The sequence below is a fragment of the Spirosoma agri genome, from assembly GCF_010747415.1.
GTDB lineage: Bacteria > Bacteroidota > Bacteroidia > Cytophagales > Spirosomataceae > Spirosoma > Spirosoma agri.
Genome location: NZ_JAAGNZ010000002.1, coordinates 264,945 through 279,967 on the forward strand (window position 1 = coordinate 264,945; position 15,023 = coordinate 279,967).

12 protein-coding genes are annotated in these 15,023 nt (G+C 50.1%); 5 read left to right on the plus strand and 7 right to left on the minus strand.

The window, feature by feature from the left end; translation table 11 throughout:
• Positions 1 to 58 precede the first annotated feature (58 nt).
• A complete protein-coding gene (locus GK091_RS17890; protein ID WP_164041266.1) occupies positions 59 to 586 on the plus strand; it encodes a cupin domain-containing protein in 528 nt (175 codons plus the stop codon).
• Here GK091_RS17890 and GK091_RS17895 read toward each other — a convergent pair.
• From GK091_RS17895 to GK091_RS17920, 6 genes are all read right to left on the minus strand, one after another.
• Positions 579 to 1,634: a hypothetical protein gene (locus GK091_RS17895; protein WP_164041267.1), complete on the minus strand. Its 1,056-nt coding sequence runs from the start codon at positions 1,632 to 1,634 to the stop codon at positions 579 to 581. The two genes, GK091_RS17890 and GK091_RS17895, sit on opposite strands and share 8 nt — an antisense overlap.
• Entirely contained in the window at positions 1,618 to 2,241 is a 624-nt protein-coding gene (locus tag GK091_RS17900) for a hypothetical protein (protein ID WP_164042875.1), read from the minus strand. The genes GK091_RS17895 and GK091_RS17900 overlap by 17 nt, the downstream gene beginning before the upstream one ends.
• Positions 2,242 to 2,256: 15 nt before the next feature.
• The gene (locus GK091_RS17905) at positions 2,257 to 2,817 is read right to left on the minus strand and encodes an RNA polymerase sigma factor (RefSeq protein ID WP_164041268.1); all 561 of its coding nucleotides are present in this window, start codon (positions 2,815 to 2,817) and stop codon (positions 2,257 to 2,259) included.
• 219 nt (positions 2,818 to 3,036) lie between these two features.
• Positions 3,037 to 5,211 (minus strand): S46 family peptidase, encoded by a 2,175-nt coding sequence (locus tag GK091_RS17910; protein ID WP_164041269.1) that lies wholly within the window; start codon positions 5,209 to 5,211, stop codon positions 3,037 to 3,039.
• 433 nt (positions 5,212 to 5,644) lie between these two features.
• Positions 5,645 to 6,061, minus strand: a complete 417-nt coding sequence (locus GK091_RS17915) for a hypothetical protein (protein ID WP_164041270.1) — start codon at positions 6,059 to 6,061, stop codon at positions 5,645 to 5,647.
• A 384-nt stretch (positions 6,062 to 6,445) separates the two neighbouring features.
• A complete protein-coding gene (locus GK091_RS17920) occupies positions 6,446 to 7,786 on the minus strand; it encodes an NAD(P)/FAD-dependent oxidoreductase (protein ID WP_164041271.1) in 1,341 nt (446 codons plus the stop codon).
• 228 nt (positions 7,787 to 8,014) lie between these two features.
• On the opposite strand from GK091_RS17920, the gene GK091_RS17925 reads away from it, so the two are divergent.
• Both GK091_RS17925 and GK091_RS17930 read left to right on the plus strand, forming a co-directional pair.
• A complete protein-coding gene (locus tag GK091_RS17925) occupies positions 8,015 to 10,432 on the plus strand; it encodes a TonB-dependent receptor (protein WP_164041272.1) in 2,418 nt (805 codons plus the stop codon).
• 12 nt (positions 10,433 to 10,444) lie between these two features.
• Positions 10,445 to 11,377, plus strand: a complete 933-nt coding sequence (locus tag GK091_RS17930) for a DUF4249 domain-containing protein (RefSeq protein WP_164041273.1) — start codon at positions 10,445 to 10,447, stop codon at positions 11,375 to 11,377.
• Positions 11,378 to 11,479: 102 nt separating this feature from the next.
• Here the strand turns inward: GK091_RS17930 and GK091_RS17935 are convergent, their stop codons facing one another.
• Complete coding sequence (locus GK091_RS17935; protein ID WP_164041274.1) at positions 11,480 to 12,583, minus strand: chorismate mutase; 1,104 nt, start codon at positions 12,581 to 12,583, stop codon at positions 11,480 to 11,482.
• A 275-nt stretch (positions 12,584 to 12,858) separates the two neighbouring features.
• Between GK091_RS17935 and GK091_RS17940 the strand changes: the two genes are divergently transcribed.
• Together GK091_RS17940 and GK091_RS17945 are read left to right on the plus strand one after the other, a co-directional pair.
• The gene (locus GK091_RS17940; protein WP_164041275.1) at positions 12,859 to 14,094 is read left to right on the plus strand and encodes a proline dehydrogenase family protein; all 1,236 of its coding nucleotides are present in this window, start codon (positions 12,859 to 12,861) and stop codon (positions 14,092 to 14,094) included.
• Positions 14,095 to 14,178: 84 nt separating this feature from the next.
• Entirely contained in the window at positions 14,179 to 14,994 is an 816-nt protein-coding gene (locus tag GK091_RS17945) for a lipoprotein signal peptidase (RefSeq protein ID WP_164042877.1), read from the plus strand.
• Positions 14,995 to 15,023 lie beyond the last annotated feature (29 nt).

A 15,023-nucleotide genomic window follows, 5' to 3' on the forward strand; every position in this document is an offset into this window, starting at 1 on the left:
TACAGTTTCTTTGTGTTCGTTGTGCCTCCGTGAGAGATCCTTTTTATCTGGCCCCCTCATGACCGCAGCCTATTACGTCAGAGCCTTCAACATGCAACCTCATCCGGAGGGTGGTTATTTCGCGGAAACGTACCGATCTGCCGAAACGATTCCGCAGTCGGCTTTACCCAGCCGCTTTACGGGAGCACGCGCCTTCGGAACTGCCATTTACTTCCTGCTCGAAAGTCATCACACGTCGGCACTTCATCGGATTCAGGCGGACGAAGTATGGCATTTCTACGCCGGAGGTCCGTTAGAGGTATTCGTGATCGATCCTGCCGGTGAACTGACCATCATTCGACTCGGTACAAACGTCGAGCAGGGCGAGGTGTTTCAGGCGGTCGTTCCAGCCGGATGCTGGTTCGGCTCGAAACCGGCTGCGGGAACTGATTTCTCGCTGGTAGGCTGTACCGTCGCACCCGGATTCGATTTCGCTGATTTTGAAATGGCCGACCGGGCGAGTTTACTTCAGCAGTATCCTCAGCACCGAGCGGTTATCGAGAAACTGTCTGAACCGCCCGGCCGCCGGGCGGTTCAGACTATCTGAAGTTCACATTACCGAACTTTGACACGACCCGAACTTTGGTGCCTGAGCCGCTGCCAATTTTGCCGATGTATTGCTTCGTCAGGCGGGGGCCAGCATGACTGCTTCTGTCTTCGGGCTGACTTGTGAAGTGCAAGGCCTGGCCCGATGTGTAATTAAAGCTTCCGTAGCTAACCGTCACGTCGAAGTCGCAACTGTTGCCATTTTCCATCGGCAAGGCAACGGACGAGTAGTTGGCCTGGATATCGACGTTATCGGCCGTTTTAGACAGTTGATCGATTCGGAATCCCCCCGAAAAATCAAGCTTGATTTTGCCGGATTCCCGCAATGTACCAATCTTGGCCCCTGAGTAATTGATGTCAGCATCCAGCTTGCCCACATCACCGATGGTCATCTTGCCGAATTTATTGGTCAACGTCAGCACATTTACCCGATCCAGGTCAAGCGTGGCATAGGCAATATCGAGTTTGCCCTCGTTGAGCGTTCGTATATCGGCTTTACCGTAGGCTACATCAATATCGTTCTGACGACCCGTCAATTGATCAGCACTGAAATTGCCGTATCGAGAGTGGACAGAAAGGGCCGCATGAAACGAAGGCACACTGGTATTACCAAACTTGTTACGAATCGTCAGCGAGTTTTGCTTCGGCATCATCACGTCGTAATTGATCTTCACAAAGTTCCGATCGCCGTTGCTTCTCCAGCTATTGGCGCTCCAGTTCGAGAGGCTGTTCTGACTAAAATTCGTACGAATCAGAATCTGGTTACCATTGCGTTTTTCTTCGATGGTAACTGCATCCAGAAACTTTTGAACCCGTTCATCTGAGTCGGAATTGGCGACGATTACAATCTGAACACGGATCTCATTTTTATCCCAGAGGCCAATCGAGACCTGACCAAACTGGTTGTCAATGACCAGATTGTCTTTCGAGTTTACGTCGAAGAGCTTGATGATGGTCTTCTTTCGTTCAACGGCGCCCGACTCAATCGGGTCCCCGGCCCACAGTATCAGCGGGCACAGACAGAGCAGTAGGCTATACAGGATTTTCATTTGTCTGTTGTTTAATGCGCTGAATGACGCGCAACTGTTCATTGAGCAGGTTGATCTGGAGCTGCAAATTTTGAATCATGGCCTGAATGAGCATTTCCTGATTCGGATTTTTGGGCAGATCGGCTTTCAACGACTGGTATGAGTTTTCGAGTCGATTCAGATCTGTCGCAAATTCCTGATAAAGGCCCGGATTATCTTCGGTCATTTGCTTCAGTTCAGCACGCTTGTCGTCGATCAGTCGGGTATAATGCACCACTTCTTTGGCGTAGATCGGACCGACGGCTACTACCTCCGGCTGATGCGTAACGCCATACTGGTGGTTCATGTACAGAAAACTCCCTGCCAGCAACAAGACCGCAATGGATGCTGCCACTCGCCAGTCTAAACCGGGCCAGCCAATTTGCCGGCTGCCGAACCGGGACGGATTCTTGTGTATCTGCTGAAAAGGGGAGGGTGACGTTGGTTCTTCCTTTTCCGGCGTCGATCCATCCGATTCCTGTTTAGGTAGGCCAGCTTCTATTTTTTGCCACAGGTTTAGTGGCGGTTCCTTGTCGTCAAATGCTTCGCGGTTGTCGCGAACGAAGCGTTCCAGATTATCTTTTCTCATCATGGGTTTTGTTGTTTACGTCAATAGTTCAAGCAGCCGCTTCTTGCCACGCAAATACTGCGTTCGTGACGTTGTTTCACTTATTTTCAATACGTTGCCAATTTCTTCGTGGTCGTATCCTTCGAACAGATACAGCGATAAGACGACGCGATACCCTTCCGGCAGTTGCTGCATGGCCCGCCGAACCCGCTCTACTTCCAGCAGGGTGCCTGCTTCGTCATACGGTTCCGTATCGGCAAAGTCGGGCCCATCGTCTTCACCGAATCGGTTGGATTCCATGTCGACAAGTTCTAGCCGACGGCTTCGCAAGTGATTGATGGCCCTGTTCACCACAATTTGCTTCAACCAGGCTCCGAACGTGCTTTGTCCCCGAAAAGAATTAATGTGGTTGAACGCATCCATGAATGCTTCCTGCAACACATCTTCGGCTTCGGCCTCGTGGTTGAGAATACGCAGGCAGACGTTGTACATCGCCTTGACGTACTGCTGGTAGAGTTCATACTGTGCCCGTCGCTCACCCTGTTGGCAGCGTTTGACCAGGTCAGCATGACGATCCGGGTAAGGTTTAGGTTCCAACAGCTTCAGCGTATTGTGTTCTTTAGGTTGTAATCGCTAAAAAGATGGGAGAAAAAACCGAATGTTGCACGGTTTTGTGAAAATTAGTGTAGCTACGCTAAATAGCTGAGGGAGAATAGGCAATAAAAAATAGAGAGAGCCGTTCTGACTCTTTGTATGTGGCTGATACATAGCGACAAGCAGATTTTTTTTAGCTACTAACCTGCTCGTCGCTGATAATTATTTCTTTGTAGAAATTTTGCCGGTGGCGTTAGTAGTGACTCCTCCGGTGAGTTCACTCACCAGTCGATCCGCTTTGTAGATGTAGCGCATTGCCGCCACGATCCCACCCGTGTGTACGGAAATCGTACGGTTCGCATCCGGCACGAAAATAAACTCGCCGGGCAAACTCTCCATATTGCCATCAAAGGCGAGCCCGACGGCTTCCCGATTTTTATTGATCATCGGGCTTCCCGAATTACCACCAATAATGTCATTGGTCGAGATGAAACACATCGGTTCTTTCAGTAAAGCGGCTGGCGGGTTCTTCCAGCGGGCTGGTAGATTCCAGGGTGCTTTGTCGGCGAAGGAATAATTGCGATCATACAGGCCGGAGAACGTAGTCATGATCGGCGCTTTGGTACCATTGTACGCGTAACTCTGTACAACACCGTCGTTGATCCGGAGCGAAAACGTTGCATCAGGTGGAACGGCTGAACCGTAAACGTCATACAGCATTCGCCCCAGTTGACCACGCAACACTTCCTGACGCTGTGAAATCTGGCGGGCCTGCCGGGCTGCGGCCACATAGCGCGGGAAGCTGATGCGAGCCAGCACCAGCATCGGATCGTTTGAGGCTGTAATGGCGCCCGGACGGGTTGCTAGTTCTTTAATATAAGCAGGATCTTTCAGTTTTGTCGTTTTGAGCAGATAAGCCGCTGCTTCTTTGGGCGTTCGCAGTTGGCCCGTCGCCGTCCCCAAGGCCGCTTTCACGTAAGGATCTTCGTTGCCAAGGCCGGTCTGCGCTTCGGCCAGGTGAGCCGCCAAGTACGATTCTTCCAGTACCATGCTTTTCACGTTTGGCGTTACAACCAGCGACCGGGCACTCTCGGCATCCTGCGGACGTGTAGTGAGCAACTCCCCAAATTGGGTCAGAACGCTCGCAAAGGTCAGGTATTCGCCCATTGTCCGCTCACTCGGAGCCAGATAGTTCGCATCCCGGAACAGACTCCAGAGCTGTGCCGTATTCGTCGCAATATCATCCCAGGTTTTCAACTGGTCGGCGGGTAGTTTTTTCGCTTTTGCTGCGGTCTGAAATTGTTGCTCGAAGGCTACTTTACGTGCCATCAACTGGTCATCGCGTAGCCCGGCCAGCTGACCGCCATAGGCTTTAAGGCTGTTCTCGTAGCTAAAAATCTCGTTTAAAACGCTATCGTTTTTGGCTGTTGCGTTATACGCCTGAAGGGCAGCGGAGCGGTTGCGTAATAGCTGAATAGTAGCGGGCGTCTGTAAATCGCGATCAAATTCCAGCTCGGCAACTGTTTTCAGCCGTTCAGTGTGGCCGGGATTGCCAATGACAAAGATTGGCTCACCGTCGCGGACACCGTTTGTGTTGAATTTGAAGAAGTGAGTCGTTTGGAGCGGTTTTCCCTTGTCATAAACCCGGAAAAACGAGCAGTCCAGCGCGTAACGCGGATAGGTGAAGTTGTCATAATCACCCCCGAAAAAGCCCAGCTGAAGCTCAGGCATGAATACGAGCCGAACATCAGTGTAGCGCTTGAAGCCGTACATAGCGTACCGACCGCCATCGTAAAATGTGATCGTCTGGAGTTCCAGCCCCTGCCAGCCTTCTTTACCGCCATATTCCTGCTTCAATGTCGTAAATACCTGCTCCCGCGCCTGAAGTTGGGCCTGTTCGGAGCCCGCGCCGTTCATCGCGTCCTGCACCTGTTTCGTGACATCGTCAATTTTTACCAGCTGGTCCACGAAGAGACCATCAACTTTACGCTCTTCGGCCAGTGTTTTCGCGTAAAATCCGGTTGCATTCAGATCTTCCCCCTTGCGGGTAACGCCCGTTCCCGACTCGCGGGCGCAGTGGTGGTTGGTCATAACCAGTCCACTGGCCGATACGAACGAAGCCGAGCAATAGTCTGCAAAGCGCAGGGAAGCCAGCCGGGCCTCGTCGAACCATTTGTCGTCGGGTTTGAAGTTATACGTCTTGCTGAAGTACTCCTTGGGCGGGCTGTCGAAGGTCCACATTTTCCCCAGATCGAGCGGCCCCCCTTTTGTACTATCCGATTGAGCGGATGGCGCGGTATTGGTAGAGGAGGGAGCTGTTTGAGCCGAGAGTGGGCTGATCAACGTAGCCAGCAATACACTGGTCAGCAATGTGGAGCGAAGGTTGAGCCGATGCATCTAGCGAAAAATTAGGAGTACTGTTCCCAATTTAAACGTGAATTTTTCGCAAACGTTTTGCCCAACCTCATTTATCCTGCATCCAGGCGGCAAATTTCAGCCAAGGTGACGATACATCATGTCGCCAAGCTGTTTGTTACCGGGGTGATTGATACCGTGAACGATGAAAGTCTGGTCGGTAATAAGTCAGTTGATTAACTCTTTTGATTTAATCACGAATTAAAACCGTGAGAGGTAAAAGGCGATCAGGTTAAGGGTTACCGTGAATCGCCCGAGGAGAGGTAGCCCAACGTGGAAATCTGCGAAAAAAGAAACCGGACAGCCCGAAGGAATAATGAGCTAACGACCCTCCGAAACGGGCAATGGCCAAACAGATCACCAGCCATTTTGTGGTTCGGAGGGTCCAGGAAGGAAGCAGATGCACCAAAACTAGTTATTGATCGTCTCCTGTCGGTATGTCTGCAACCAGAATTACGTCAGGTTTAGGCGTCAGGGAGATATAATGCCCCTGTTCATTGCTGTTAATAAAACCGATCTGCTTTTTCTTGTAGACTAAGCTGAACGTATCTTCTCCTAGATAGTTGGGGTCTGTTTGAGTAACAACTACATTCTGATAAGAATAAGTGATCTTTGCCTTATTCGACGTACCCGTAGCAGTCAGATTAACGTGATCCTCATCGACGGCCGTGATGGTGACGAGTCCAACCGGAGCCGGATCGGATTTACTGGCCGTGCTGTATTGAGCAAACTTGTAAGTACCGGCAATGCTCGATGACGGAACAATGCGCATTGGTGGGTTGCATGAGCTAAGCCAGGAGCAAGCCGACACAATGAGAAGTTTCTTTACCATGTATGTAGGAATGAAGCGGGTGCAGTGCTAAAACTAACTTTTTGCGGATGTATCTCCAAATAAATAAAAAAAAGAATAAACTAGAGTTATAAATTAAATATATTAATATAAAGTTAATAGATGATTAACAGTAATTGTTTAATGATTAATAAAAAGCCAGTTTTTATTACTGTAATTCAATAAAGCATTTTGTTACTCAGGTAGGTCAATTCTAACCAGATGTTATCTGCTATATGTATGCAAGCAAGGCGAACGGTCGATGAGATCGGTTGTCGAATCTCTTCACGAGGGCAATGAGAGCGATCAGGTGGATGATATAAGACAAAAAAGGATGGGGCACTTCTTAGTCAAGAAGTGCCCCATCCTTTTTTGTTTATTAATCAGTTAGCTCATTTCATTCTTCATGAGAATTTCCTGCCCGACTTTATCATCCTTTCGGACGAAGGGGCGGATGATGATCCGCGTACCGCGCTGGTAGGTGAAGAGCCGGTATATCCAGTTGCTGAACACGATCAGCTTGCTGCGGAAGCCAACCAAATACCAGATGTGGACAAATAGCCAGGACATCCAGGCGATGAATCCGCCCAGATGAATATTGCCCGGTAGATCAGCTACGGCCCGACTACGACCGACAATGGCAAGCGACCCCTTATCGAAGTACTCGAACGGTTCGGTAGGCTCATTTTTCATCAACCGCCGGATATTTTTGGCCAGATGGACGCCCTGTTGAATAGCGGGTTGCGCTACGCCAGGGTGACCTTTCGGATATTTTTCCAGCTTCATAAACGCAATGTCGCCGATGGCAAACACGTCGGTCAGCCCCTGCACCCGGTTGATCGGGTCCACCAGAATACGGCCCTTTTCGATTGACTCAGCGGGTATGCCTTCGATCAACGCGCCCGTTACACCCGCGCCCCAAACCAACGTTTGCGTTCTGATCTGTTCACCTCCTTTGAAGGTTACCGTTTCGCCATCGTATGATTCAACCAGCGTATTCAGTTTGATGATAACGCCAAGATCTTCGAGGTAACGCTGTGCTTTCTGGCCCGCTTCTTCAGACATGGGCGGTAAAACTTTGCCCAACCCCTCTACGACGTATATCTGCATCTGGCTAAAATCCAGTCCGGGGTAATCATTCGGCAAAACGTGTTTGCGCATTTCGGCCAGTGACCCCGCCATTTCAACACCCGTTGGTCCGGCTCCGGCAACCACAAAGGTCAGCAGGCTCTGACGTTCAGCGGGATCAGTTGTGACGCTGGCCTGTTCAAAACACTGGAGAAACTGACTTCGAACATTGAGTGCTTCGGGAATAGTCTTGAGCGGGAATGAGTACTTCTGAATCTGCTCATTCCCAAAAAAATTAGATTTTGAGCCCGTAGCAATAATCAGATAGTCGTAGTGCAGATCACCGATTAATGTCGTTACCGTATTGGTGGCCGGGTCGATCTTATTCACCCGAACCATCCGATAGTGAAAATCAGTCTGATCGTCGAACATTTTTCGGAAGGGTTCGGCAATTGCATCGGCTTCCAGACCAGCAGTAGCTACCTGATAAAGCAGCGGCCAAAAACCGTTATAATTCTGTTTGTCAAAAAGTACAATTTGGACACCCCTATCTTTCAGACTTTTGACTAGGTTCATGCCACCAAACCCTCCGCCTATAATTACGACACGCGGTTTGGTCGTATCCGGTATATTGAGCGAAAGTTTATCGAATTGAAGCATCGTTGTGAAGTTTTATCCTGGCGGTTGTTTTCGCTTGTACTACCTTATAATCAGGTGTTTTGTTTGATCGAATCCTGAAAAAATAGGGAGCGTCAGGTTAGTCTACCGCGGGCTCACATACGATTTTAGGAGCTGGAAAGGTTAATAGATTGATTAGCTTTGTTATCCCTCTCACCAATGCTGTAGATCTGTGCTGCGGTCTAGTTGTCTTTATCTCGTCTTAGTCATATGCGTTTAGGTCTATATGGTCTATTGGGCCTTATTCTAGTCTGCCAAACCATCCGGGCGCAGCGTCCTGCCAGTCGGATTACCATCAGCGGCTATGTTCGCGAAATGGGTAGTCAGGAGGCTTTGATCGGGGTTAATGTGTATGTGCCCGGCACCAATACCGGTACGGTTACGAATACCTATGGCTTCTATTCGCTCACGTTGCCCGTTCAGGATAGTACGCGGCTGGCTTATTCATTTGTGGGGTACGAAACGGTTTCCCGCACGGTCTCACTCCGCACGAATCGCACGATCACGATCGACCTTACGCCGGGGCAAGTGCTGACTGAAGTCAATGTGAACGCCGGACCAACGGGCGAAAAAGTGAGTGAAAGCGCGCAGATGAGCGTGATCGATGTTCCGATTGCGCAAGTCAAAAAAATACCGGCTTTCCTTGGCGAAAAAGACGTGCTGAAAGTGATACAGCTCATGCCCGGTGTGCAGAAAGGCTCAGAAGGGCAAACGGGTATCTACGTGCGGGGGGGCGGCCCGGATCAGAATCTGATTATACTGGACGATGCCGTGGTGTATAATGCCAGCCATTTGTTCGGTTTCTTCTCGGTCTTCAACGGAGATGCCATTAAGAGTGTGGAGTTGATAAAGGGGGGATTCCCCGCCCGGTACGGCGGCCGATTATCGTCGGTCATCGAACTGAACCTGAAAGATGGTAACCGCGAAAAACTTCATGGTGAAGGAGGCATTGGGCTCATTTCGTCAAGATTGACCCTCGAAGGACCACTGACGAAAAGTAAGAAAGGCGGGCGGAGTCCGGGGTCGTTCCTTATTTCCGGGCGACGGACGTACCTGGATATTCTGGCGGCACCGCTGATCAACGCTGAAACGCGCGGACAGACCAAAATCGGCTATTATTTCTACGATTTGAACGCCAAAGCGAACTACGACCTGGGCGATAAAGACAAACTTTTCCTGAGTGGTTATTTTGGCCGGGACAAGTTCCACTCCCGTGATAACGTAGAAAATGCAGATACCGACCTGAGCTGGGGAAACGCTACCGCTACCCTCCGCTGGAATCACCTGTTCAACCAGAAACTGTTTTCCAATACGTCCCTGATTTTCAGCGATTATAAGTTTCAGATTTCGTCCGTCGAACGGGGCGCACTGGATAATCAGCTGTATTCGCTCCAGTACAATTCGGGCATTCGGGATTTTTCGCTTAAATACGATCTGGACTACTATCCATCTCCCGAGCATTCGGTGCGGGCGGGTATTCAGGGAACCTATCATCGGTTCACGCCCAGTGCAGTCGTGTTGCAGAATTCGGCTATCAGTCAGTTCAACAGCAATGTCAGTACCATCGACGTAGCCGAAGCGGGCGTTTACGTGGAAGACACCTGGCGGCCATCCAGTCGCTGGCGGGTGAATGGTGGACTACGGCTAAGTTATTTTAAGCAAAAAGCTGTTGGCTACGTTCGGCCAGAACCTCGTTTGTCGGGCGCGTACATGCTCAAACCCGATTTGTCACTGAAAGCGTCGTACGCGCTGATGAACCAATACGTTCACCTGTTGTCGAACACGGGCATCGGCCTGCCTACCGATCTGTGGGTGCCAACGACCGACCGGGTGAAGCCGCAGCAATCGCAGCAGGTAGCAGTTGGTATCGCGAAGGACTTTGTTGAGAAAGGACTGACGCTGACCGTTGAGGGCTATTATAAGAAGATGAATAATATCATCAACTACAAGGAAGGAGCCAGCTTCCTGTTGATTAATGATCCCACTTCAGCCAACAGCGTTCGCTGGGAGGATAACGTAACGGCGGGGCGCGGCTGGTCGTACGGAGCGGAGTTCCTGTTGCAGAAGAAGGTAGGCCGATTTTCGGGATGGGCGGGTTACACGCTGTCCTGGACCCAATGGCAGTTTGCGGAATTAAATAACGGAGCACCTTATTACCCACGCTACGACCGACGGCACGATGTTTCGCTGGTTGGTATCTACGAGTTGAACAAACGGATTACGCTGTCTGCTACGTGGGTATACGGCACCGGGAATGCCCTTACCATGCCGCTCAGCAGTTACGACGCTTATCGGCCCGGCACGGCCTTTTCCTACAATGATGCCAAGCAGATCATTCAGAAGATTTTCCAGAATAGCCGTGTCGTTGAAGATTACGGTACACAGAAAAACAGTTTTCGGGCCGAAGCATACCATCGATTCGATGTCAGCGTGCAATTTCATAAGCAGAAGAAGCACCACGAACGCACTTGGGAGGTTAGTATCTATAATCTTTACAATCGCCGGAATCCTTACTTCTACCGGCTTGAGTCGGTCACGGCAACGGCCACTGAGCCAAGTCGTACTGCTTTGTTCCGGTACTCTGTTTTCCCGATCGTTCCGTCTGTCAGTTATATGTTCAAATTCTGATCGACCCCATCTATGAAAGTTATTCCAGTTCTTAGTGCGCTGTTGCTCAGTATTTATTTTCTGTGGGGATGCGGTAGTCTGCGCAACGAGGTCGATCCGGGGGCATTGGGCGCTGAAACGGCCAAGTTGGTTGTTAGTAGCTTTCTATCGCCACAGGATACGTTGTTGACGGTGAAAGTAGCCCGTTCCCGAACGGTAGTTGGCGATAGTATCGGGGGCCTGATCGATGGCGATAATATTGCGGACGCTACTGTTATCCTATCGGAAGGGGGGCGGTCGGTAAGGCTTCGTTACGAATCGGATGGGCAGCCTTACTACAGTATCAGCGCCAGTCAGTTGTCCATCGTTGCCGGGAAAACCTATTCGCTTTCGGTGCAGACCACAACGGGTGAACGGGCTACGAGTTCGTGTACGATACCGGGGCCGGTTAGTATCAATACGGTTACGTTCGATTCATTGGCCAGTGGCCGTAGTCAGCGTTACTTTGTCCGGGCTCGCTGGCAGGACCCGATTGGACTGACGAACTATTATCAGACAGCAGGGGTATTTCGCTTTGTACTGAACTGCAAGAGCTGCGCTCAGGACCAGCCGGATCAGGAAGAGTTTAGCGGACTGTCATTCGACGACGATAATCGGGGACTTTTCTCGGACGCTGGTATCGACGGGAGCTCAATGATTTCCGGGAGGGCTTACCTGAACGGAGCGAATCTGCCAACTGGCGATCAACCGGCTGGTTTTTTCAATCAGTATAAGCGGGCCCAAGCAACCATAAATCTGTTCAGTGTCGATCAAGCCTACTATCAATATTGGTCGGCCGTGATTCGTCAGCGACGGACGCGCGGAAATCCCTTTGCTGAGCCGGTTCTTATTCCCAGTAACATACAGGGCGGGTTGGGCTGCTTTGCGGGCTACAACAACGCGACTATCGTACTGAGACTGAAATGATACCAATTGTCTAGAATACCTGATACAGAAAAAGAAAGCGGGTAATTCGGGGTAGCATTTTGCTACTGACCGAATTACCCGCTTCTCGTATAGGTAAGAACATTACACGCCCTGAACCGCGCTGTGAATGATTTCTGTTTGTTTCCGGATCGATTCCATGTGGATGATTTTGTAAATTTCTTCCACGAGTTCCGGATACAGACCCAGTTTTTGGCCCAGATCAGTACGGGTTTTCAATATTTCTTTCCAACGATCAGGCTGGAACAAGGTCACGTTATTGTCGCGTTTGTATTCGGCCAGCCGCTCAACGAGGGCCATCCGAGCCGCCAGCATCTCGACAATCTGACGGTCTACGTTATCGATGCTACGCCGTGACTGATCAATGAAGCCTTGGAATTCAAGGTTTTGCGACTCAACCTGACGAATTTGCAGATGATCGAGCATTTCGCCGAAAGCGGCTGGCGTCAACTGCTGAGCGGCATCACTCCACGCTTTATCGGGGTCAATGTGCGATTCGACGATCAGACCGTCGTAGTTGAGGTCCATTGCCATCTGCGCCAGCTCATTCAGGTAAGCGCGTTTGCCCGCCATATGGCTTGGGTCGCCGATAAGAGGCAGTTGTGGGAAAATAGATTTCAGCTCGATCGCCATTTGCCACATCGGCACGTTCCGGTATTTGCTGGCTTCGCCCGTAGCAAATCCCCGGTGAATAGCGCCCAGCTTCTTGATGCCCGCTCCGGCAAGCCGTTCGAAGGCACCGACCCAGAGGGCCAGGTCCGGATTGACCGGATTCTTCACCAGAACCGGCACGTCAACACCCCGCAGTGCATCCGCAATTTCCTGGACGTTGAACGGGTTGACCGTCGTGCGGGCACCAACCCACAGAATATCAACGCCATACTTCAGGGCTAGTTCGATGTGTTCAGGCGTGGCTACTTCAACCGCAAACGGCAGACCCGTTTCGGCTTTGGCCCGCTGAATCCAGGGTAAAGCAGCTTCGCCCATTCCTTCAAAACTACCCGGCCGGGTACGGGGTTTCCATACACCTGCGCGAATAACATGAACGGCCCCAAGTGCTTTCAGCTGGCGGGCGGTTTCAACTAACTGATCTTCGGTTTCGGCGCTACAAGGGCCAGCGATGATCAGGGGCTTGCCGTTGGTCTCAATCCACGATCCAAGCGGCTCTACGGCTAATTCTACTTTCATACTAAACGCTTAATCTGCGAGTAACACCGCTACTCTATGGGGAACTTTCAATGCAAAAATATGGTATATTTGCAGAAGGAACCAGCTGTCAGTCAAGCTAGTTCCTTCATTTGTCTAAAACAGTTTTCACTTTGTCAAACAGGTCGTATCTGCAATTTTAACCTATTGACCGAAATTTCGTTATATATTTCGGTCGTGTTAGACAAATACGAACCTAAGCTATAGATGTAGCGCCGTCAGAACGGAGCACTGATATGTCGAACCGAAGTAATGTAATGCCGGAGACCGTCGAACGGTTCGATGGCTCATTTCAGGCTGGGTCACTTGCGACCGAACCAAGGCCTGTCTCTTTCGAGAACACTTCGATTGCTTTTTCCTCCCAGTCGAACTTCAAACTGCGAAAGACTTACTGGTTATTTGCGTTAATGAATAAGGGATGGCTGGTAAATTTAGGGACTTTTTTCATAAAGATTGCCCTACGCCTGCATCTACCGATTAAATTCCTCATTAAAAACACGATTTTTGAACAATTCTGTGGGGGTGAAAGCATCCAGGATTCGGAAAAGACCATCCAGTATCTGCACAACGTACATGTAGGAACGATTCTCGACTATTCGGTTGAAGGTGAGGAGAATGAGAAAAGCTTCGACGAAACAGCACTCGAAATTCTGCGTACCATCGAGCGGGCCAGCGAATCAGACGACATTCCATTTTCTGTATTTAAGATCACTGGACTGGCTTCCACCGAACTTCTCGAAGCGGTTCAGATCGGCGATTCACTCGATAAGGACCAGAAAGCACAGTTTGATCGGGTCTTGAAACGAGTCGATACGCTGTGCCGCCGGGCACACGAACGCAATGTGCGAATCTTCATCGACGCCGAAGAAAGCTGGATTCAGGACACGATTGATACGCTGGCCTACGAAATGATGGATCGCTATAACCATGAGCGGCCCGTTGTCTACAACACGTACCAGATGTACCGGTGGGAGAGCCTGGACCGTCTGCATCGGGATGTTAACGAAGCACATGCGAAAGGGTATTTTTTAGGCGCTAAGCTGGTTCGGGGCGCGTATCTGGAAAAAGAGCGGCTTCGTTCGCACGAAGAAGAATACCAGGATCCCATTCAGGCGACCAAAGAAGACACGGATCGGGATTTTAATGCCGCCATTGATTTCTGTCTGGAAAACCGTGATCTGGTATCCTTTTGTTTAGGCACGCATAACGAATACAGTTGCCAGTATTGTATTCAGCAGATGAAGCAGCTGGGTCTATTACCCAATGATCCACACATCTACTTCGCGCAGTTGCTGGGTATGAGTGATAACATATCGTATAATCTCGCTAGTGCAGGCTATAACGTAGCGAAGTACGTTCCTTACGGCCCGGTTGAAGCGGTGATGCCGTACTTGTTCCGTCGAGCCGATGAAAACAAATCCATTGCGGGGCAAAGTAGTCGGGAGTTTACGCTGGTTAGCGATGAGTTGAAGCGCCGGAAGGGGTGTTTGTAAGTAAGTTTGTGGAGAGGCACAGCAGAAAAATGCTGTGCTTTCCTGTTTTATAACGGCACAGCAGCAATGCTGTGCCTGCCTTTTATGATTAAGAAAAGTCCCTTTAAATTTTTTCTGCTAACCCTGCTTTTAATTGCCATCGACCAGGGCGTGAAATTAGCCGTTCATCATTACATGGCTCCTGGCTTTGCAGGTCAGATAAAAGTAATTGGCGACTGGCTCAAGCTGCATTATGTACTAAATCCTGGTATGGCCTTCGGTATGCAACTGGGCTACGAGTACGGCAAGTTGCTGTTGAGCGTATTCAGGTTGTTTGCGATGGTTGGGATTGGCTACTACTTGGTTCATCTGGCTCATCATGGTGCACCAAATGGCCTGCTCTGGGCCATGTCTTTAATTCTGGCCGGGGCAGTGGGTAATGTGATTGACAGCACATTTTATGGGGTTTTTCTGAACAATGCTCCTTATGGATCACCAACCCCTTGGTTTCATGGGCAGGTGATCGACATGGTTTTTGTCGATGTTTGGGAGGGATTTATTCCTGAATGGGTGCCGGTCTGGGGGGGGCAGTATTATTCGACTCCGATTTTCAATATCGCTGATTCCTGCATTTTCATTGGTGTTTGTATGATTCTCCTGTTTCAGCGGCGCTTCTTTGGCGGATATACGCTGGAAGATGGGTTGTTGCCAACCTCTGGCCCAGATGCTACGCAGGCGGAGGTGTTGCCGATGGCTGAACTAACGGATGATAAGCCTGCCGAAGAGCAATCTGAAAAGGATGATGTGGCTGCACCAGACAACTCAGACGAAGAGATAAAACCATCAGCTTCCGAAACCATCATTTCCGAAGAACCAAAGCAACCGGATCAACCTAGTGCTCAAAGCATGAGGAATTCGTAACTGTTGGAAGTAGTGAATAAAACAGATAG

Excerpts from the sequence above, each read along its gene's own strand:
- GK091_RS17925 (WP_164041272.1), top strand. The coding sequence starts at position 8,015 with ATGCGTTTAGGTCTATATGGTCTATTGGGCCTTATTCTAGTCTGCCAA.
- GK091_RS17920 (WP_164041271.1), bottom strand. The coding sequence starts at position 7,786 with ATGCTTCAATTCGATAAACTTTCGCTCAATATACCGGATACGACCAAA.
- GK091_RS17910 (WP_164041269.1), bottom strand. The coding sequence starts at position 5,211 with ATGCATCGGCTCAACCTTCGCTCCACATTGCTGACCAGTGTATTGCTG.
- GK091_RS17895 (WP_164041267.1), bottom strand. The coding sequence starts at position 1,634 with ATGAAAATCCTGTATAGCCTACTGCTCTGTCTGTGCCCGCTGATACTG.
- GK091_RS17900 (WP_164042875.1), bottom strand. The coding sequence starts at position 2,241 with ATGAGAAAAGATAATCTGGAACGCTTCGTTCGCGACAACCGCGAAGCA.
- GK091_RS17940 (WP_164041275.1), top strand. The coding sequence starts at position 12,859 with ATGCCGGAGACCGTCGAACGGTTCGATGGCTCATTTCAGGCTGGGTCA.
- GK091_RS17930 (WP_164041273.1), top strand. The coding sequence starts at position 10,445 with ATGAAAGTTATTCCAGTTCTTAGTGCGCTGTTGCTCAGTATTTATTTT.
- GK091_RS17945 (WP_164042877.1), top strand. The coding sequence starts at position 14,179 with ATGATTAAGAAAAGTCCCTTTAAATTTTTTCTGCTAACCCTGCTTTTA.
- GK091_RS17935 (WP_164041274.1), bottom strand. The coding sequence starts at position 12,583 with ATGAAAGTAGAATTAGCCGTAGAGCCGCTTGGATCGTGGATTGAGACC.
- GK091_RS17915 (WP_164041270.1), bottom strand. The coding sequence starts at position 6,061 with ATGGTAAAGAAACTTCTCATTGTGTCGGCTTGCTCCTGGCTTAGCTCA.
- GK091_RS17890 (WP_164041266.1), top strand. The coding sequence starts at position 59 with ATGACCGCAGCCTATTACGTCAGAGCCTTCAACATGCAACCTCATCCG.